The 17192-nt window shown below is 52.9% G+C and carries 20 protein-coding genes and 1 other RNA gene; 11 read left to right on the top strand and 10 right to left on the bottom strand.

All coding sequences use genetic code 11. The features are described 5' to 3' along the window. Positions 1 to 552 precede the first annotated feature (552 nt). A protein-coding gene (locus tag L383_RS0124055) for an IS3 family transposase (RefSeq protein WP_085949497.1) occupies positions 553 to 1700 on the top strand; the annotation gives its coding sequence in 2 pieces (ribosomal slippage) (positions 553 to 790 and positions 790 to 1700; 1149 coding nt in all). Between the two features lie 15 nt (positions 1701 to 1715). Here the strand turns inward: L383_RS0124055 and L383_RS10920 are convergent. The 4 genes from L383_RS10920 to smpB form a co-directional block, all read right to left on the bottom strand. Further along, positions 1716 to 2555, bottom strand: coding sequence for a site-specific integrase (locus tag L383_RS10920; RefSeq protein ID WP_155857903.1), 840 nt, complete (start codon positions 2553 to 2555; stop codon positions 1716 to 1718). A gap of 34 nt (positions 2556 to 2589) precedes the next feature. Then, positions 2590 to 2940, bottom strand: a complete 351-nt coding sequence (locus tag L383_RS10925; protein WP_149278394.1) for a hypothetical protein — start codon at positions 2938 to 2940, stop codon at positions 2590 to 2592. 298 nt (positions 2941 to 3238) lie between these two features. Further along, positions 3239 to 3602, bottom strand: a transfer-messenger RNA (tmRNA) gene (gene ssrA / locus L383_RS25085). Positions 3603 to 3691: 89 nt separating this feature from the next. Then, positions 3692 to 4174 (bottom strand): SsrA-binding protein SmpB, encoded by a 483-nt coding sequence (smpB, locus tag L383_RS10930; RefSeq protein ID WP_008502505.1) that lies wholly within the window; start codon positions 4172 to 4174, stop codon positions 3692 to 3694. 156 nt (positions 4175 to 4330) lie between these two features. Here smpB and L383_RS10935 point away from each other — a divergent pair, with 156 nt between their 5' ends. Both L383_RS10935 and L383_RS10940 read left to right on the top strand, forming a co-directional pair. Beyond that, a complete protein-coding gene (locus L383_RS10935; RefSeq protein ID WP_014832955.1) occupies positions 4331 to 4768 on the top strand; it encodes a type II toxin-antitoxin system RatA family toxin in 438 nt (145 codons plus the stop codon). Continuing rightward, a complete protein-coding gene (locus tag L383_RS10940) occupies positions 4758 to 5045 on the top strand; it encodes an RnfH family protein (protein WP_023331115.1) in 288 nt (95 codons plus the stop codon). The genes L383_RS10935 and L383_RS10940 overlap by 11 nt, the downstream gene beginning before the upstream one ends. A gap of 104 nt (positions 5046 to 5149) precedes the next feature. Here L383_RS10940 and bamE read toward each other — a convergent pair whose 3' ends face one another. The 3 genes from bamE to nadK form a co-directional block, all read right to left on the bottom strand. Beyond that, on the bottom strand, positions 5150 to 5488 hold the full coding sequence (gene bamE, locus L383_RS10945; protein ID WP_014884883.1) for an outer membrane protein assembly factor BamE: 339 nt from the start codon (positions 5486 to 5488) through the stop codon (positions 5150 to 5152). 138 nt (positions 5489 to 5626) lie between these two features. Beyond that, the gene (recN, locus tag L383_RS10950; protein WP_023331114.1) at positions 5627 to 7288 is read right to left on the bottom strand and encodes a DNA repair protein RecN; all 1662 of its coding nucleotides are present in this window, start codon (positions 7286 to 7288) and stop codon (positions 5627 to 5629) included. Between the two features lie 85 nt (positions 7289 to 7373). After that, complete coding sequence (nadK, locus tag L383_RS10955) at positions 7374 to 8252, bottom strand: NAD(+) kinase (RefSeq protein WP_008502500.1); 879 nt, start codon at positions 8250 to 8252, stop codon at positions 7374 to 7376. A gap of 122 nt (positions 8253 to 8374) precedes the next feature. Here nadK and grpE point away from each other — a divergent pair, with 122 nt between their 5' ends. Continuing rightward, on the top strand, positions 8375 to 8968 hold the full coding sequence (grpE, locus tag L383_RS10960) for a nucleotide exchange factor GrpE (RefSeq protein WP_014884881.1): 594 nt from the start codon (positions 8375 to 8377) through the stop codon (positions 8966 to 8968). A 51-nt stretch (positions 8969 to 9019) separates the two neighbouring features. Here the strand turns inward: grpE and L383_RS10965 are convergent, their stop codons facing one another. Both L383_RS10965 and L383_RS10970 read right to left on the bottom strand, forming a co-directional pair. Then, positions 9020 to 10306: an HlyC/CorC family transporter gene (locus L383_RS10965; RefSeq protein WP_032629440.1), complete on the bottom strand. Its 1287-nt coding sequence runs from the start codon at positions 10304 to 10306 to the stop codon at positions 9020 to 9022. Positions 10307 to 10324: 18 nt separating this feature from the next. Then, positions 10325 to 11116 carry a cytochrome C assembly family protein gene (locus L383_RS10970; RefSeq protein ID WP_014884879.1) on the bottom strand — a complete coding sequence of 264 codons (792 nt, stop codon included), beginning with the start codon at positions 11114 to 11116 and terminating at the stop codon, positions 10325 to 10327. 166 nt (positions 11117 to 11282) lie between these two features. Here L383_RS10970 and ffh point away from each other — a divergent pair, with 166 nt between their 5' ends. The 7 genes from ffh to L383_RS11005 all read left to right on the top strand — a co-directional run bounded on the left by ffh (position 11283) and on the right by L383_RS11005 (position 16700). After that, positions 11283 to 12644: a signal recognition particle protein gene (gene ffh, locus L383_RS10975; RefSeq protein ID WP_014884878.1), complete on the top strand. Its 1362-nt coding sequence runs from the start codon at positions 11283 to 11285 to the stop codon at positions 12642 to 12644. Positions 12645 to 12760: 116 nt separating this feature from the next. Next, positions 12761 to 13009: a 30S ribosomal protein S16 gene (gene rpsP, locus L383_RS10980; protein ID WP_003863133.1), complete on the top strand. Its 249-nt coding sequence runs from the start codon at positions 12761 to 12763 to the stop codon at positions 13007 to 13009. A 15-nt stretch (positions 13010 to 13024) separates the two neighbouring features. Next, entirely contained in the window at positions 13025 to 13564 is a 540-nt protein-coding gene (rimM, locus tag L383_RS10985; RefSeq protein ID WP_003863136.1) for a ribosome maturation factor RimM, read from the top strand. Between the two features lie 31 nt (positions 13565 to 13595). Continuing rightward, entirely contained in the window at positions 13596 to 14363 is a 768-nt protein-coding gene (gene trmD, locus L383_RS10990; RefSeq protein WP_014884877.1) for a tRNA (guanosine(37)-N1)-methyltransferase TrmD, read from the top strand. Between the two features lie 43 nt (positions 14364 to 14406). Next, a complete protein-coding gene (gene rplS, locus L383_RS10995) occupies positions 14407 to 14754 on the top strand; it encodes a 50S ribosomal protein L19 (protein WP_002914145.1) in 348 nt (115 codons plus the stop codon). A gap of 132 nt (positions 14755 to 14886) precedes the next feature. Next, on the top strand, positions 14887 to 15291 hold the full coding sequence (locus L383_RS11000) for a DUF2946 domain-containing protein (protein ID WP_023331112.1): 405 nt from the start codon (positions 14887 to 14889) through the stop codon (positions 15289 to 15291). Between the two features lie 38 nt (positions 15292 to 15329). Next, the gene (locus L383_RS11005; protein WP_023331111.1) at positions 15330 to 16700 is read left to right on the top strand and encodes a PepSY-associated TM helix domain-containing protein; all 1371 of its coding nucleotides are present in this window, start codon (positions 15330 to 15332) and stop codon (positions 16698 to 16700) included. Between the two features lie 2 nt (positions 16701 to 16702). Here L383_RS11005 and L383_RS11010 read toward each other — a convergent pair whose 3' ends face one another. Continuing rightward, entirely contained in the window at positions 16703 to 17188 is a 486-nt protein-coding gene (locus L383_RS11010) for an OmpA family protein (RefSeq protein WP_023331110.1), read from the bottom strand. Positions 17189 to 17192 lie beyond the last annotated feature (4 nt).

Below are 17192 nucleotides of genomic sequence, written 5' to 3'. Positions count from 1 at the left end.
GGGGGCTATTTCCAACTACAAGCTCTCCAGTCCCCTTTATCCCATAAGTAGAAACGGACCACACCGTTTTTCACCAGAGGAAGAATTTTGGCTCTTACCTCCCCGTTGCTGAAAGTGAGGATTGCCCCTTCGTTATCTATCTGTTTTCGTGATCTCCGTGCGAGGGTTCCGTAATCTTTGACTGTGAGGTAACCGTCATCCAACGTCTTGTTCATGTGCACATTTCGTCCTCCCAGCTACGTTACGGAAGTCTTGTAAGTTTGCATAAGGTTTAATGCCGTGAACAATGCTTGCAAACTCAATCTTATCGATGAGCTCCTTCATACAAGTAACATCGGTTAACAATGAACTACCATAGGGGCTACCTTGATGTCCCATTAAACGGTTTAGGTATTCATCAGTTGCATTCAGCATTACTAACTTGTCGCGAAAAGCGTGTCTGAAGGTATAAAGAGTTGAACTCGGATCTAGGCCCTGCTTACCGCGAGGTGAATCGCCACGCGTTTAACAGACACCTCAGAGTCATTTAAGATGACTTAAAGAGAGGTGCCCATGAGCGGTAAGCGTTATCCTGAAGAGTTTAAAACTGAAGCAGTCAAACAGGTTGTTGATCGCGGTTATTCTGTTGCCAGCGTTGCAACACGTCTCGATATCACCACCCACAGCCTTTATGCCTGGATAAAGAAGTACGGTCCGGATTCTTCCACTAATAAAGAACAGTCAGATGCTCAGGCCGAGATCCGCCGTCTCCAGAAAGAGCTGAAACGGGTTACCGACGAACGGGACATATTAAAAAAAGCCGCGGCGTACTTCGCAAAGCTGTCCGACTGAGGTACGCCTTTATCCGTGACAACTCCTGTTGCTGGCCTGTTCGCCTGCTCTGTCGGGTGCTGGATGTTCATCCCAGTGGTTTTTACGCCTGGCTTCAGCAGCCGCATTCACAACGCCATCAGGCAGACCTGAGACTGACAGGACAGATTAAACAGTTCTGGCTGGAATCGGGATGCGTCTATGGTTATCGCAAAATCCATCTGGATCTGCGTGACAGCGGGCAACAGTGCGGAGTAAACAGAGTCTGGAGACTGATGAAACGTGTCGGAATAAAGGCTCAGGTCGGATACCGAAGCCCGCGGGCACGTAAAGGCGAGGCCAGTATCGTGTCACCCAACAGGCTCCAGCGACAGTTCAATCCGGATGCTCCTGATGAGCGTTGGGTAACGGACATAACCTACATCAGGACCCACGAAGGCTGGCTGTATCTTGCCGTTGTTGTTGATCTGTTCTCACGCAAAATTATCGGCTGGTCCATGCAATCCCGGATGACAAAGGACATTGTCCTGAACGCACTGCTGATGGCTGTATGGCGGCGTAATCCCGAAAAACAGGTGCTGGTTCATTCGGATCAGGGCAGTCAGTACACAAGCCATGAGTGGCAGTCGTTCCTGAAATCACACGGCCTGGAGGGTAGCATGAGCCGTCGCGGTAACTGCCATGATAATGCGGTTGCAGAAAGTTTTTTCCAGTTGTTGAAACGTGAACGGATAAAGAAAAAGATCTACGGAACGCGGGAAGAAGCCCGCAGTGATATTTTTGATTACATCGAAATGTTTTATAACAGTAAGCGTCGGCATGGTTCTAGCGAACAGATGTCACCGACAGAATATGAAAACCAGTATTATCAACGGCTCGGAAGTGTCTAGATTATCCGTGGCGATTCAAATGTTACGGTTAAACCACTCTCCGGGTTTATGTGAGTGGTAGCCTTTGATCGCCTTAATCTCTGGGAATAGTCGGCTGTTTCCACCTACCAAAGTGCGGAAATCATGTACATATCTCAAGAAGCCAATTTCCAGTAGACACTTATGCAGAGGGATATAGCGTAAGGCGTTGGGCATTTTTAACCTTTGTTCATCAAAACGCTTATCAATGCGTATACACCACACCTTACCCACCAGCTCGATGTCATCAACATATAGTAAACATGCCTCGTTCGGGCGAATGCCTGTAAAGAGGCAGAGCAAAGGAAGCCAGAAGTGATGTGGATGTTGAATTTTGGTGGTCACAAGACCTTGATGCTCAGTAAAGATCTGATGTTTAAACACTTTTACTGCATCTTCGTCAGAAGTCGCATGTCTCGCTGCTTTATTGCTCTGTTTCGGCTCGGGTAGTGGTTCTTTAGGTATGGGATTGTCTTCAGGCAGATACCCTGTATCTAGCATCCATTGAAAGAAGCGGCGTACCTTTTCAAGGTGATCGTTAGCAGTAGCCGTTGCGATAGTTTTGGACGCCTTTTTCTTAGAAATAAGCTCGAGCAGTGGAGTTTCGAGCATTTCTTTGGCTTTGAGTTTCTCAGGTAATGATGCAAGTAACTCACGAAACTCTCTACCGCTGGATAATGAGATCTCCGAAATGGGCACATTGCCGAAGAAACTGAAGGTCAGTGCGAGCGAGTGAGCATATTTGTCCTGACTCTTCTGCGAGTGTTCTTTGCTTGCGTTCTCGGCTTGGTACTTGCTGATCATATCTGAAAGAAAATGAACATCAGAATGGGGCATCTCTTGTGAGGAAACTGGGCTAGTTGTAAGCCAGTCAGCATCCCCACCAAGAAATAATTGCTCTGGTATCCTGCAAGGATTTAACCTTGGCTTGCGCCACCATGCGAGCAATGACTTGGTAATCGTATTCACTGAGAGTAGCTTTAAGGTGTGGCAGTTCGTCCAGAACGGTACTTGCTTCGGCCCGGTGCAGAGATGGTTTATCATCGTATGCGATGCGTTCTTTCAAATCAGAGACAACCATATCTAATGTCTCAAGATAATCGTTCAGATTGCCTTCATTACGTGTAGAGCCGCAGAACCAATGTTCTGTTTCCTCGGCGGTCCATTCGGCAACTTTGGCTCGAAGTTTTGCTCTGATTTGCTCTTGTGCTGATTTGTCCATCACGCCATTCTTCAGTTTCTTGGGGGCCCCCAAAGAAGCAACCATCTGTTAGCAGAGTGTCTGTAAACGCAGGGCAAGAAGACGAGCACGCTGAAAGCTTGCTGTTTGCAGGCTCAGTCTGTATTCGATTGCATTGCCCTCAGATACGAAACGCTTCCTGAACCACCAGGTGTGGTTACGCTTATAGAGGTAATGGGGGATGTTGTTTGATGGCATATGGTACACTCCTGAGTCACAGTTGTGCCACACGCCCAAAGAAAAACGGCCTGAAACTCTAAGAGAATCAGGCCGTTATATTTGGTGGAGCTGGCGGGAGTTGAACCCGCGTCCGAAATTTCTACATCCTCGGTACTACATGCTTAGTTTGTCTTTACATTCGCACGCCAGCTGCGGACAGACACGCCACTAACGAACTAGCCTGATTAGTTTTAACGCTTCAACCCCAGGCAGGGCTTCCACGCGATCTCTTTTGGGTTTGACCTCTCTTTGATCCCCGTCTTAAGAGCGGAAGCTAGGGAGAGAGGGCTCAGAGCAGGTTATTAAGCTGCTAAAGCGTAGTTTTCGTCGTTTGCGACTATTTTTTTGCGGCTTTTAACGAGGCAAACCGCCCCTCGGCATGCACCTTGGGTTTCGCAAATCCCGTCGAATCCAGAATCAGCCCCAATAGTGTTGAACTGAGTATACCAGATTTTACTTCCTGGATACCAGCCCGGAACGCTAACTTATTGAATAGTACAATAAGTGTGCAGAATCAACGTCCTGCGTTTTTCATGATGCGCGCTTTATCAAGCTGCCACTCGCGCTCTTTCAGGTCAGTACGTTTGTCGTGCTGCTTTTTACCCTTCGCGACGCCAACCTTCACCTTGCACCAGGCGTTTTTCCAGTACAGCGACAGGGCGACCACGGTGAAACCTTCGCGGTTGATGCGTCCGTAGAGAGATTCTAGCTCACGCTTATTTAGCAGCAGCTTACGGGTGCGCGTTGGGTCACACACGTAGTGTGACGAGGCGACGGTCAGCGGCGTAAAGTTCGCGCCGAACAGGAAAGCTTCGCCATCTTTCAGGATCACGTAGCTGTCGCCGATATTGGCTTTCCCGGCGCGCAGCGATTTTACTTCCCAGCCCTGCAACGCAAGGCCAGCTTCGAATTCTTCTTCAATGAAATACTCGTGGCGCGCACGCTTGTTGAGCGCAATGGTCGCCGAGCCTGGTTTATGTGCTTTTTTCTTCGTCATAAGTGTCGTAAAGCCGTCGGTAATCTGATTTCAAAAAGTCACCTCATTGCGTCCTGTGAGGTCTAACGCGCTATCTTAGCACGAGATGAGGCTTAGCGTTTTTTTAACAGGTGATAAATGTTATTATTTGTCCGTTGTGTGACCATGGAAAATGCTATGCCTCAGATTAGCCGTACTGCGCTTGTGCCTTACAGCGCGGAACAGATGTATCAGTTAGTGAACGATGTTCAGTCTTATCCAGAATTTATTCCGGGGTGTACCGGAAGCCGCGTTCTGGAGTCTGGCCCGACGCAGATGACCGCGGCGGTGGATGTCTCCAAAGCGGGGATCAGCAAGACGTTCACCACCCGCAATACGCTGACCAGCAATCAGAGTATTTTGATGCATCTGGTCGATGGTCCGTTTAAAACGCTGATGGGGGGCTGGAAGTTTACCCCACTGAGCGCGGACGCCTGCCGTATTGAGTTCCATCTGGACTTTGAGTTTACCAATAAGCTGATTGAGCTGGCGTTTGGCCGCATCTTTAAAGAGCTGGCCTCGAATATGGTTCAGGCGTTCACGACCCGCGCCAAAGAGGTTTACAGTGTCGCATAAGATTGCTGTGGAAGTGGTGTACGCGCTGCCAGAGAAACAGTATTTGCAGCGCGTGATGCTGGACGAGGGCGCGACCGTAGAAGCGGCTATCCGCGCGTCCGGCATCCTCGAGCTTCGCAGTGATATCGACCTGGCGAAAAATAAGGTCGGTATTTACAGCCGTCCGGTGAAGCTGGGTGACGTGCTGAAAGAGGGCGATCGGGTGGAGATTTATCGTCCGCTGATTGCCGACCCGAAAGAGTTGCGTCGCCAGCGTGCCGAGAAGGCGAGTAAGTAGTGCTTACAACCCCTCACCTTAACCCTCTCCCCAGAGGGGCGAGGGGATCAACAGAAAACAAAAAAGGTGCTCATTGAGCACCTTTTTGCATTTCTGACGCCTGATTATTTGGTCAGGGCAGGTTTGTTGTCGATGTTGGTCAACACACCGGCGCTGCTGAAAGTCAGCGTCAGGGTCTGCTGGGTCACATCTTCGTGGCCTGGCTGCTGACGGAATACATAGAACCAGGTGTTAGTGCCGAACGGATCGGACATCATCGGGGTTCCCAGTGCATAAGCGACCTGCTGTTGTGTCATCCCCACACGGATTTTGGACACATCGTTAGGGGTAAGGTAGTTCCCCTGGTTGATGTCAGGACGGTAAACCACTTTCTCCAGAGTGGAACAGCCTGCGGTCAACATCAGAAGAACCGCTGCGGCAGCGGTCAGCATTTTACAACGCATAGTGATTTGATTCCTTTTCGGGCCCGAGCAGAACGCGGCTCATATGTAATATGCCGATGATAATAGACCTTGCCCCACTTTGAAACCGGTCTGGCGGCGTTTTTGTTGTTCTCTATGACCCTGAGATCCCGAAAAAGTTTATGCCGCCAGCAGTTCTTTCGCGTTCGCGAGCGTATTACGCGTGACTTCACTGCCGCCGAGCAGGCGTGCCAGCTCCTGCAGACGCGCACGTTTATCGAGCGGTATCATGTGCGTTTCCGTCATTTCGCCATCCGTTTCTTTGCTGACAATAAAGTGATGATGACCACAGCCCGCAACCTGCGGCAGGTGAGTGACGCACATCACCTGCGTTGATTCGCCTAACTGACGCAGCAGTTTGCCGACAACCGCCGCCGTTGGACCGCTGATCCCGACATCCACCTCATCGAAAATCAGCGCCGGGGTTTCCATTTTACGCGCGGTAATAACCTGAATCGCCAGCGCAATACGCGACAGCTCGCCGCCGGAGGCGACTTTGGAGATAGCCTGTAGCGGTTGGCCCGGGTTGGTGGTGACACGGAACTCAATGCGATCCGCACCTTCCGCCGTCAGGTGATGCTCTTCAAAGCGAACATCAATGGTGAACACACCGTGCGGCATTGCCAGGGTATGCATGCTGTCGGTGATGTGCTGGCTGAGTTCCTGAGCGTAATGCTGACGGATTTCATGCAGCTTTTGCGCTGTGGCCAGCGCCTGTTCATGATGCAGGTTCACCGCCAGAGAAAGGGTTTCCTGCGAGTCAGCCTGATCGTCAAGCTGCTGCTGCTCTTCCAGCAGAGCCTGATAGTAGCCCGGCAGCTCTTCCGGCGTAACATGGTGCTTACGCGCCAGGGCGATCTGACGGGAGATGCGCTGTTCCAGTTCAAACAGACGGTTCGGGTCGAGATCCAGACGCTCACAGTAGTGGCGCAGTTCGTCACTGGCTTCTGAGATTTGAATCGCGGCCTCTTCCAGCATATCCAGTACGCCAGAGAGTTTGCTGTCCATGCCTGCCAGCTCGGTGATCAGCTGACGAACGCTATAGAGCTGGCTCTGCAGGTTCGCGTCTTCGCCATCAGCGAGCATATTGAGCGCATTCTGGCTGGTTGAGAGCAGGTGGCCACTGTTGGCGAGGCGCTTGTACTCCTCGTCGATTTGCTCAAACTCACCCGCCTGCGGATTGAATTCGTTCAGCTCCTTAAGCTGGTACGCCAGCAGCTCCGCACGCGCGGCGCGCTCCTGGCTTTGCTGCTGATGCTGAGCCAGCTCCCGGCAGCTCTGATGCCACAGACGGTAGTGTTCAGCCATAAGCTGAGTAAGCGCGTACTCACCCGCATAGCCATCAAGCAATGCTTTCTGCTGTTCTGGTTTGACTAACTGCTGATGCGCGTGCTGACCGTGGATCTGAATAAGCAGCTGGCCGAGTTCGCGAAGCTGAGAGAGGGGGACCGCCGTGCCATTGATAAAACCACGGGAACGGCCGTCGCTGCTGATCACGCGGCGAAGTAAACACTCACGCCCATCTTCAAGCTGGTTCTGTTCGAGCCAGCGCTGGGCGGCAGGCGTGTCTTTCAGGGAGAAGCGAGCGCACAGGTCGGCGCGGTTTGCGCCCCTGCGCACCATGTCTCCCTCGGCGCGGCCGCCAAGGCACAAGCCGAGGGCATCAATGGCAATGGATTTACCCGCACCGGTTTCCCCGGTGATCGCCGTCATGCCGCTGTGGAAATCGATCTCAAGCTCACGAACTATGGCAAAGTTGCTGATGGTCAGTTGTGCCAGCATAATTGTTTTCCTGTATGAAAAACCATGACTGTGTTTTCATACAGTATAAACTGGTTTTTTATACAGTAAAGTCCTGGATGTAAAATCAGAACAATTTTTTTGACCAGCCGAGCTTCGAGCTTAATGTGTTGAAATAGCTGTAATCTTTCGGGTGAATCAGGTTCAGGTGGTAATCGCATCGGCGAATGAGAACATCTTCACCTTCCTGGATCGGCAGCGCAATCTGGCTGTCGCAGCTGATCTCCAGGTCGTTACGGCGGTGCGAGAAGCGCAGACGTATCGTGCTGTCACCGTTGATGACCAACGGGCGGGCGGAGAGCGTGTGCGGGAACATCGGCACCAGGGTAATGGCATCCAGCGAGGGCGTCAGAATGGGGCCACCCGCAGAAAGTGAGTAGGCGGTAGAGCCGGTTGGGGTGGAGATAATCAGCCCGTCAGAGCGCTGCGAGAAGGCAAAGATTTCGTCGATATAGACTTCGAACTCAATCATATGCGCCACTTTACCGGGGTGAAGTACGACCTCGTTAATCGCGGTGCTGATGCGCTTCTGGCAGTCCTGCTGGCACACCTGCGCTTCCAGTAAGAAGCGCTTTTCGCTGATATAGTGACCTTCCAGCACGTCAGCCAGTTGCTGTTGCGCGTTGTCCGGGTCGAGATCGGTTAAAAAGCCGAGATTGCCTCGGTTGATGCCGATAACCTTGATATCATAGCGCGCCAGCGTGCGTGCGGCACCGAGCATGTTTCCGTCACCGCCCACCACCACGGCGAGATCGGCCTGTTGACCAATCTCTGCCAGCGTGCCGGTTTTGACGCTCTTGAGCTGCAGCTCCTGCGCAATCTGCTGCTCGACCATCACTTCATAGCCTTTGCTACACAACCAGCGATACAACATTTCATGTGTCGTCAATGCGGTAGGGTGACGCGGATGCCCGACGATCCCAATACACCTGAAATGATTATTCATTTTCTGGAGGTCCTTGTGCCTGATGAATGATGACAATCTCTCTTGTTCCCTTGAATCCAGGAAACTGATCCCCATAATAAGCGAAGTTAGCGAGATGAATGCAGAAAAACGCGGAGAAATTCATGAGTAGTAAAGAACAGAAAACGCCTGAGGGGCAAGCCCCTGAAGAAATTATCACGGAACAGCACGATGAAGTTGAGGCAGTAGAGCCAGACGCATCTGCTGAGCAGGTGGACCCGCGCGATGAAAAAATTGCGAATCTGGAAGCCCAACTGGTAGAAGCACAGAATCGCGAACGCGAAAGTGTTCTGCGCATTAAGGCGGAAATGGAAAACCTGCGTCGTCGTACCGAGCAGGACGTTGAGAAGGCGCATAAATTCGCGCTGGAGAAATTCGTCAACGAACTGCTGCCGGTGATTGATAGCCTCGATCGCGCCCTGGAAGTGGCTGATAAAGCGAACCCGGACAATGCGGCGATGATCGAAGGTATCGAACTGACGCTGAAATCCATGCTCGACGTGGTGCGTAAGTTTGGCGTGGAAGTGATTGCCGATACCAACGTTCCGCTGGATCCAAACGTTCACCAGGCGATTGCGATGGTCGAATCTGAAGAGATTGAAGCCGGTAAAGTGCTGGGCGTGATGCAGAAAGGGTATACCCTGAACGGTCGTACCATTCGCGCTGCGATGGTGACCGTGGCGAAAGCGAAAGCGTAATTTGCTACCTGTAGTGCCGGGTGGCGGCGTTCGCCTTACCCGGCCTACATTTTATTCGGCAATACTTTCCCGAAGCGGCGTGACGGGCAGAACCTTCACCTGCTTAATCATATTGTCCTGCACGTCCAGGATATCAATATCGTACTGCTCAATGCGCACCCGCGTGCCTGCCGCCGGGATCTCCTCCAGCGCTTCCAGAATCATCCCGTTAATCGTACGCGCTTCATCTTCCGGCAAATGCCAGTTAAAGGCTTTATTGAGTTCGCGAATGTTCGCGCTCCCGTCAATCAGCACTGAACCGTCGTTTTGCGGGGTGACCTCTTCCGCGAGGGAAGGCGACATTGACGTAGTAAAGTCGCCGACTATCTCTTCCAGAATATCTTCGACCGTCACCAGTCCCTGAATGTCGCCGTATTCATTGACGACCAGACCGACTTTTTTCTTGTTGCGCTGGAATTTAACCAGCTGCGTGCTGAGCGGTGTTCCTTCCGGCACATAGTAAATTTCGTCGGCGGCGCGCAGCATAACCTCTTTGGTGAACTCTTTTTTCTCGGTCATCAGGCGGTACGCTTCACGCACGCGCAGCATGCTGATGGCATCATCCAGCGAGTCGCGATAGAGCACGATGCGCCCGTGCGGGGAGTGTGTCAGCTGGCGGACGATGGCTTTCCAGTCGTCATTGATATCAATGCCGACGATTTCGTTCCGCGGCACCATGATGTCGTTCACGCTCACTTTTTCCAGATCCAGCACCGACAGGAGCATGTCCTGATTGCGCCGGGAAATCTGCGTGCGGGATTCGTGCACGATGGTGCGCAGTTCCTCTTTGCTGAGCGCGCTGCTGATGGTGACATCGGCTTTGATGCCCACCATCCGCATCAGTACGCGCGTCACCATATTCAGCAACCAGACCAGCGGCATCATCAGGATTTGCAGCGGCGCCAGCAGGAAGCTGCTCGGGTAGGCGACTTTCTCCGGGTAAAGCGCGGCGATGGTCTTAGGCAGCACTTCAGCAAACACCAGTACCACAAACGTCAGCACGCCGGTGGCGATAGCGACCCCGGCGTTGCCGTACAGACGCATACCGACGATGGTGCCCAGAGCAGAGGCAAGAATATTGACGAGGTTATTACCGATGAGCACCAGGCTTATCAGTTGATCCGGCTTGCGGAGCAGTTTTTCAACGCGACGTGCGGCACGGTTACCCTGCTTGGCACGATGACGTAACCGGTAGCGGTTTAAGGTCATCATGCCGGTTTCCGAGCCGGAGAAATAGGCGGAGATGACCACCATGACGATCAGGATAACGATCAGCGTGGTGGTAGAGATGTGTTCCAGGGGGAACTCCTTTGTTTCTTAGCCAGCAAATTGCTGTATGAAGCGGCTGCCAAAATAGGCAAGGGTGAGAATGCCCGCCCCCGCGACGTTGAACCAGACCACGCGGCGACCGCGCCAGCCTTCATGATAATGGCCCCATAACAGGACAATATAGACAAACCACGCGATGATGGAGAGCACCGCTTTATCGATATTCTCTACGCTGAACAGGTTCTTCATGTAGAACAGGCCTGTGCAGAGCGTGAGCGTCAGAAGCACCACCCCGACCTGGGTGATGTGGAACATCTTACGCTCAATGACCATCAGCGGCGGCATTTCATGGTTAAACGCCAGCTTTTTGTTTTTCAACTGGTAGTCAATCCAGGCGAGCTGCATAGCGTAAAGCGCCGCGATGATCAACGTCGCGTAGGCAAACAGCGACAGGCCGATATGCACCAGCATCCCCGGCGTCGCTTCCAGATGCGTAATGAATTCATTGGGCATAAAGGTGGCTAAGGCCAGATTGATCAGCGCGAAGGTATAGACAATCGGTAGCAGCAGCCAGCCGCGATTTTTAGACGCCACGATGGTCATTACCGTACAGATCATCAAACTGACCAGCGAGCCGACGTTGAGGACGCTCAGGTTTTGCACGCTGCCGTCGCCGGGGATGATACGTGATTCCAGCGCAAACGCGTGGCTTATCAGTGCGATCACCGCGGAAAGAATAGCCATGCGCCGCCAGCCGCTGTTTTTTTGCAGCAGTCCGGGAACGATCAGCGCGAGGCTGACAGAGTAGGCAACAAGGGCGATCAGTGCGAAAACAGGCATATAGGCATCGACAGTTGTCTTAATAAGAAAGAGAAGCAGTATAACGTTACGTGACGCCTGCTCCAACCGTTGCATAACAACAAAGACGCCTTCATGTTATACTCCGGCAAAATTCTGTGTATGTGTCGCTCAATGCGGCCCAACGTTTCTACTCAGGCGAGAGACAATGTTTGATAATTTAACCGATCGTTTGTCGCGCACGCTGCGCAACATCAGCGGCCGCGGACGCCTTACTGAAGAGAACATCAAGGAAACGCTGCGCGAAGTGCGCATGGCGCTGCTGGAAGCAGATGTCGCGTTGCCGGTTGTTCGTGATTTTATCAACCGCGTTAAAGAGAAGGCGGTTGGTCATGAAGTTAACAAGAGCCTGACCCCGGGTCAGGAGTTCGTCAAAATCGTTCGTAACGAACTGGTTTCGGCGATGGGCGAAGAGAACCAGGTGCTTAACCTGGCGGCTCAGCCACCGGCCGTGGTGCTGATGGCAGGCCTGCAGGGGGCGGGTAAAACGACCAGCGTCGGTAAGCTGGGTAAATTCCTGCGTGAGAAGCACAAGAAGAAAGTGCTGGTGGTCTCTGCGGACGTCTATCGCCCGGCGGCGATCAAACAGCTGGAAACCCTGGCCGAGCAGGTTGGTGTAGATTTCTTCCCGTCAGACGTGGCCCAGAAGCCTGTCGACATCGTTAACGCCGCGCTGAAAGAGGCGAAGCTGAAATTCTACGACGTGCTGCTGGTGGATACCGCCGGTCGTCTGCACGTTGACGAAGCGATGATGGATGAGATCAAGCAGGTGCATGCCTCTATCAACCCGGTAGAGACCCTGTTTGTTGTCGACGCCATGACCGGTCAGGATGCGGCGAATACCGCGAAAGCGTTTAACGAAGCGCTGCCGTTAACCGGCGTGGTGCTGACCAAAGTGGACGGCGACGCCCGCGGCGGTGCGGCGCTCTCGATTCGCCACATCACCGGTAAGCCGATTAAATTCCTTGGCGTGGGCGAGAAAACCGAAGCGCTGGAGCCGTTCCACCCGGATCGTATTGCCTCCCGTATCCTCGGCATGGGCGACGTGCTGTCGCTGATTGAAGATATCGAGAGCAAGGTTGACCGTGCGCAGGCGGAAAAACTCGCCAGCAAGCTGAAAAAAGGCGACGGTTTCGATCTGACCGACTTCCTTGAGCAGTTGCGCCAGATGAAAAACATGGGCGGCATGGCCAGCCTGATGGGCAAACTGCCGGGCATGGGGCAGATCCCAGACAACGTGAAAGCGCAGATGGATGATAAAGTGCTGGTGCGTATGGAGGCGATCATCAACTCGATGACGTTGAAAGAACGCGCTAACCCGGACATCATCAAAGGTTCCCGTAAACGCCGTATCGCAGCCGGTTGCGGCATGCAGGTGCAGGACGTTAACCGCCTTCTGAAACAGTTCGACGACATGCAGCGCATGATGAAGAAAATGAAGAAAGGTGGCATGGCGAAGATGATGCGCGGGATGAAAGGCATGATGCCACCCGGCTTTCCTGGGCGATAATCGCTTTTGAGATTGCTTTTTGCCCGAAAATGAGTAAAATTTTCGGGCTTTTAATATGACACCCGGGCTCCGTTCCTCGATGGGGCCCGGTTGTTTTATTCACACAAGAGGATGTTATGGTAACTATTCGTTTAGCTCGTCACGGCGCTAAAAAGCGTCCGTTCTACCAGGTTGTTGTCACTGACAGCCGTAATGCACGCAACGGTCGCTTCATCGAGCGCGTTGGTTTCTTCAACCCACTGGCCGCTGGCGCAGAAGAAGAAACTCGTCTGGATCTGGATCGTATCGCTCACTGGGTTGGCCAGGGCGCTACTGTTTCCGATCGCGTTGCTACGCTGATCAAAGCAGCAAACAAAGCAGCTTAATCTGTCACGGTGGTCATGATGAGCAATAAAGCACCTGTTGAACCGATCGTATTGGGAAAAATGGGTTCTTGCTACGGTATCCGTGGTTGGCTCAGAGTGTTTTCCTCCACTGAAGACGCTGATAGCATTTTTGATTACCAGCCCTGGTTTATCCAGAAAGCCGGTAAGTGGGAAGAGGTCGAGCTGGAAAGCTGGCGTCACCACAATCAGGACATCATCATCAAGCTGAAAGGCATTGACGATCGTGATGCCGCGAATGCGCTGACTAATTGTGAAATTGTCGTGGATTCGTCGCAGTTGCCGCAGCTGGAAGAGGGCGACTACTACTGGAAAGACCTTATGGGTTGCCAGGTAGTCACTACCGAAGGCTACAGCCTGGGAAAAGTCATCGATATGATGGAAACCGGGTCAAATGACGTTCTCGTCATTAAGGCAAACCTGAAAGATGCATTTGGCATCAAGGAGCGGTTGGTCCCGTTCCTCGATGGACAGGTTATCAAGAAAGTCGATCTCACTACTCAAACCATTGAAGTAGATTGGGATCCTGGTTTTTAAATTCTCCGGATAAACGGTAAAAGACGGCGCTATGTGGATTGGCATAATTAGCCTGTTTCCTGAAATGTTCCGCGCGATTACCGATTACGGGGTAACTGGCCGGGCAGTAAAGAATGGCCTGCTGAGCATCCAGAGCTGGAGTCCTCGTGACTTCACGCATGACCGGCACCGTACCGTGGACGATCGTCCTTACGGCGGCGGACCGGGGATGTTGATGATGGTACAACCCTTGCGGGATGCCATTCACACAGCAAAAGCCGCGGCAGGTGAAGGCGCAAAGGTGATTTATCTGTCACCTCAGGGACGCAAGCTTGATCAAGCGGGCGTGAGCGAACTGGCGACGAATCAAAAGCTGATTCTGGTCTGTGGTCGCTACGAAGGGATAGATGAGCGCGTAATTCAAACCGAGATTGACGAAGAATGGTCTATCGGCGATTACGTTCTCAGCGGTGGTGAGTTACCAGCGATGACGCTGATTGACTCCGTTGCCCGGTTCATTCCGGGTGTACTGGGCCATGAAGCTTCGGCAACGGAAGATTCCTTTGCCGATGGGTTGCTGGACTGCCCACACTATACTCGTCCTGAAGTGTTAGAAGGGATGGAAGTCCCGGCGGTGTTACTGTCTGGAAACCATGCCGAGATACGTCGCTGGCGTTTGAAGCAGTCGCTGGGCCGAACCTGGCTTAGAAGACCTGAACTTCTGGAAAACCTGGCTCTGACTGAAGAGCAAGCAAAGTTGCTGGCCGAGTTCAAAACTGAACACGCGAACCAGCAGCATGAACATGATGGGAAGGCGTAATACGCTCCCGAATATCAGTTTACCCAGGATAAGAGATTAAATTATGAGCAACATTATTAAGCAACTTGAACAAGAGCAGATGAAGCAGGACGTACCTTCCTTCCGTCCAGGTGACACCGTGGAAGTGAAAGTATGGGTTGTTGAAGGTTCCAAAAAACGTCTGCAGGCATTCGAGGGCGTGGTTATCGCTATTCGTAACCGCGGTCTGCACTCTGCATTCACTGTTCGTAAAATTTCCAACGGCGAAGGCGTTGAGCGTGTCTTCCAGACTCACTCTCCGGTAGTTGACAGCATTGCTGTTAAACGTCGTGGTGCTGTACGTAAAGCTAAACTGTACTACCTGCGTGAGCGTACTGGTAAGTCTGCTCGTATTAAAGAGCGTCTGAACTAAGATTCGCTTAAGCGACATCCTGTTAGAAAGGGCTGGCCGAAAGGCCGGCCCTTTTTTTATCTCATCGCACCTCTCGCATTAACCCTTTTGTCATAAATCATTTACAATGCTTGCCTCTTGAATGGAGGGAAAGTGGGCAACGTACTGCATCAGCACACCTGGAAACGCGCAGCGGCCTTGACCGCGCTGTTTGCGATCCTGCTGATCGTGGTAGCGCCGCTTATCTCCGTCTCCTTGCAGAAAGATCCCATGAGTGCCATGCCGGGCATGCATCATGACATGAGCATGATGTCGATGGACGCGCATCATGGCGATACGCCGCATACGATGCCTGTCGACCATGCGGAAGCGTGCGGTTACTGCGTGCTGTTAGCGCATGTACCTGGCATGATGCTGGCGCTGATCGTCCTGCTCTGCGTGGTGCTGCAACGGCTTCGCCTTAAGCCGCCGCGTCAGGCGGTCAGCTACTGGCACTTTTTCCCCTGGCTTTACCCCGATACCCGCGCGCCGCCGCGGCAGTCTGCTTTCTCCCTTTAAAAAAATATCGATAACTTTTTGCCTTAAAAAGGAAAAGTATGACTACCTGCACACCGCGCGCGGCATGGGGAAACCTGCTGCGTCGCCTCCATTTCTACATCGGGCTGTTTGTTGGCCCGTTTATCTTCTTCGCTGCGTTAACCGGTACGCTGTATGTGGCGACGCCACAGCTGGAAAATGTCCTCTATCGGCACGCGCTCCACACCGATTCCGCGGGCGAGCCGCAGCCGCTGGCGAACCAAATTGCCGTGGCGGAAAAAATCGTGGGTTCAGATTTGCGTTTGCACGCCGTTCGTCCGGGGCTGGTTGAAGGCGAAACCACCCGCGTGATGTTTGCTGACCCGACGCTGGGGCCATCGGAAAACCGGGCTATCTTTGTCGATCCGGTAAATCTGGCGGTGCTGGGGGATATGACGGTGTACGGCACCAGCGGGATTTTACCGCTGCGCCAGACCATTGATTATTTGCATACCTCTTTGATGCTGGGTGATATCGGGCGTCTCTATAGTGAACTGGCCGCGTCGTGGATGTGGGTTGCCGGATTGGGCGGTATTGCCCTGTGGTTTTATACCCGACCGAAACGGCGAATTAACAACCGCTTCCAGAACCGTCGTCGTGTGCATGTGGTATTAGGCTGGATCCTGCTGGGCGGAATGCTGTTGTTCTCCGCAACCGGCCTGACGTGGTCGCAGTGGGCGGGCGGAAACGTCGATAAACTCCGGGCACAAATGAACTGGCTTACGCCTCAGGTGAACACCACGCTTTCAGGTGCGCCTGCCATGATGGACGAACACGCGGAGCATCGCGGTCACCATGCCGGCATGATGATGCCTGAAATGGCGATGGATCTGACGCAATTTGATGGCGTATTAAACGCGGCGCGTAAAGCGGGGATTGATGCCAGCAAGCTTGAGATCCGCCCGGCGAAAACGGCGGACCGTGCCTGGACCGTGACGGAAATCGATCGCAGCTGGCCAACTCAGGTGGATGCGGTTGCGGTTGATCCCGGTACGATGCAGGTTCTGGACAGAACCCGTTTTGAGGATTTCCCGCTAATGGCAAAACTGACCCGCTGGGGCGTAGATTTCCATATGGGGATTTTATTCGGGCTGGTGAATCAGCTGCTGCTCGTTGCCTTCGGGCTTGCCCTGTGCGTGCTTATCATCTGGGGGTACCGGATGTGGTGGATGCGTCGCCCGGCACAATCGGCAGTCAATCCGTTACAAACGCTTTGTCAGTGCTGGCTGGCGCTGTCAGGATGGGGAAGAGGTGTTACGCTCATCATCAGCGTGCTACTGGGGCTGGCTTTGCCTGTGATGGGGGTGAGTCTGGCGCTGTTTATTCTGATCGACTGGCTACGCTGGCGAGCGGCAACAGGCGTGTCGCTCGCCGAATCATCCGCTAAATAACCCTATGGCGTGCTGATAACCACTGATACCCGGCGGTTTTCAGCGCGCCCTTGCGCGGTACTGTTGCTCGCAATCGGGTATTTTTTGCCTAATCCCCGGGTGGTGAGATTCTCGCGCGGGATATTCGCTCCCTTCGCCCATGCGTCGGCAACGGCATTGGCACGTTTTAACGACAGCGCTTCGTTGTAACTTTCTTCGCCGTAATTATCCGTATGACCATCCATTCGAGCGTGATTCAGGCCGGTTTTCGCCAGACGAGAGGCCATGGATTGGATCTGTGTTTCACTTTCGGAACGGAGTCTGGCGTCATTTTTATCAAACAGAATGGTATCCGATAATCCCAGGGACCAGTCGCCGTTCAGTTCGTTAAAACCGTAGGACTTCATCGCTGCAATTTGTTCTGGCGTGAATTTACCTTCAGGCGGCGACTGACAGCCTGCCAGAACCAGTGAGGCCAGGACTAACGGCGCGAAGTATCGTTTTAACATAGTA

This window comes from Enterobacter sp. MGH 37 (genome assembly GCF_000534515.1).
In the GTDB taxonomy this organism is placed as follows: domain Bacteria; phylum Pseudomonadota; class Gammaproteobacteria; order Enterobacterales; family Enterobacteriaceae; genus Enterobacter; species Enterobacter kobei.
Note: the sequence above shows the minus strand (reverse complement) of the source record. Positions and strands in the feature narration are given on the sequence as shown.

Excerpts from the sequence above, each read along its gene's own strand:
- L383_RS10920 (WP_155857903.1), bottom strand. The coding sequence starts at position 2,555 with ATGCCCCATTCTGATGTTCATTTTCTTTCAGATATGATCAGCAAGTAC.
- L383_RS10925 (WP_149278394.1), bottom strand. The coding sequence starts at position 2,940 with ATGGACAAATCAGCACAAGAGCAAATCAGAGCAAAACTTCGAGCCAAA.
- smpB (WP_008502505.1), bottom strand. The coding sequence starts at position 4,174 with ATGACGAAGAAAAAAGCACATAAACCAGGCTCGGCGACCATTGCGCTC.
- L383_RS10935 (WP_014832955.1), top strand. The coding sequence starts at position 4,331 with ATGCCTCAGATTAGCCGTACTGCGCTTGTGCCTTACAGCGCGGAACAG.
- bamE (WP_014884883.1), bottom strand. The coding sequence starts at position 5,488 with ATGCGTTGTAAAATGCTGACCGCTGCCGCAGCGGTTCTTCTGATGTTG.
- recN (WP_023331114.1), bottom strand. The coding sequence starts at position 7,288 with ATGCTGGCACAACTGACCATCAGCAACTTTGCCATAGTTCGTGAGCTT.
- nadK (WP_008502500.1), bottom strand. The coding sequence starts at position 8,252 with ATGAATAATCATTTCAGGTGTATTGGGATCGTCGGGCATCCGCGTCAC.
- grpE (WP_014884881.1), top strand. The coding sequence starts at position 8,375 with ATGAGTAGTAAAGAACAGAAAACGCCTGAGGGGCAAGCCCCTGAAGAA.
- L383_RS10970 (WP_014884879.1), bottom strand. The coding sequence starts at position 11,116 with ATGCCTGTTTTCGCACTGATCGCCCTTGTTGCCTACTCTGTCAGCCTC.
- ffh (WP_014884878.1), top strand. The coding sequence starts at position 11,283 with ATGTTTGATAATTTAACCGATCGTTTGTCGCGCACGCTGCGCAACATC.
- rpsP (WP_003863133.1), top strand. The coding sequence starts at position 12,761 with ATGGTAACTATTCGTTTAGCTCGTCACGGCGCTAAAAAGCGTCCGTTC.
- rimM (WP_003863136.1), top strand. The coding sequence starts at position 13,025 with ATGATGAGCAATAAAGCACCTGTTGAACCGATCGTATTGGGAAAAATG.
- trmD (WP_014884877.1), top strand. The coding sequence starts at position 13,596 with ATGTGGATTGGCATAATTAGCCTGTTTCCTGAAATGTTCCGCGCGATT.
- rplS (WP_002914145.1), top strand. The coding sequence starts at position 14,407 with ATGAGCAACATTATTAAGCAACTTGAACAAGAGCAGATGAAGCAGGAC.
- L383_RS11005 (WP_023331111.1), top strand. The coding sequence starts at position 15,330 with ATGACTACCTGCACACCGCGCGCGGCATGGGGAAACCTGCTGCGTCGC.
- L383_RS11010 (WP_023331110.1), bottom strand. The coding sequence starts at position 17,188 with ATGTTAAAACGATACTTCGCGCCGTTAGTCCTGGCCTCACTGGTTCTG.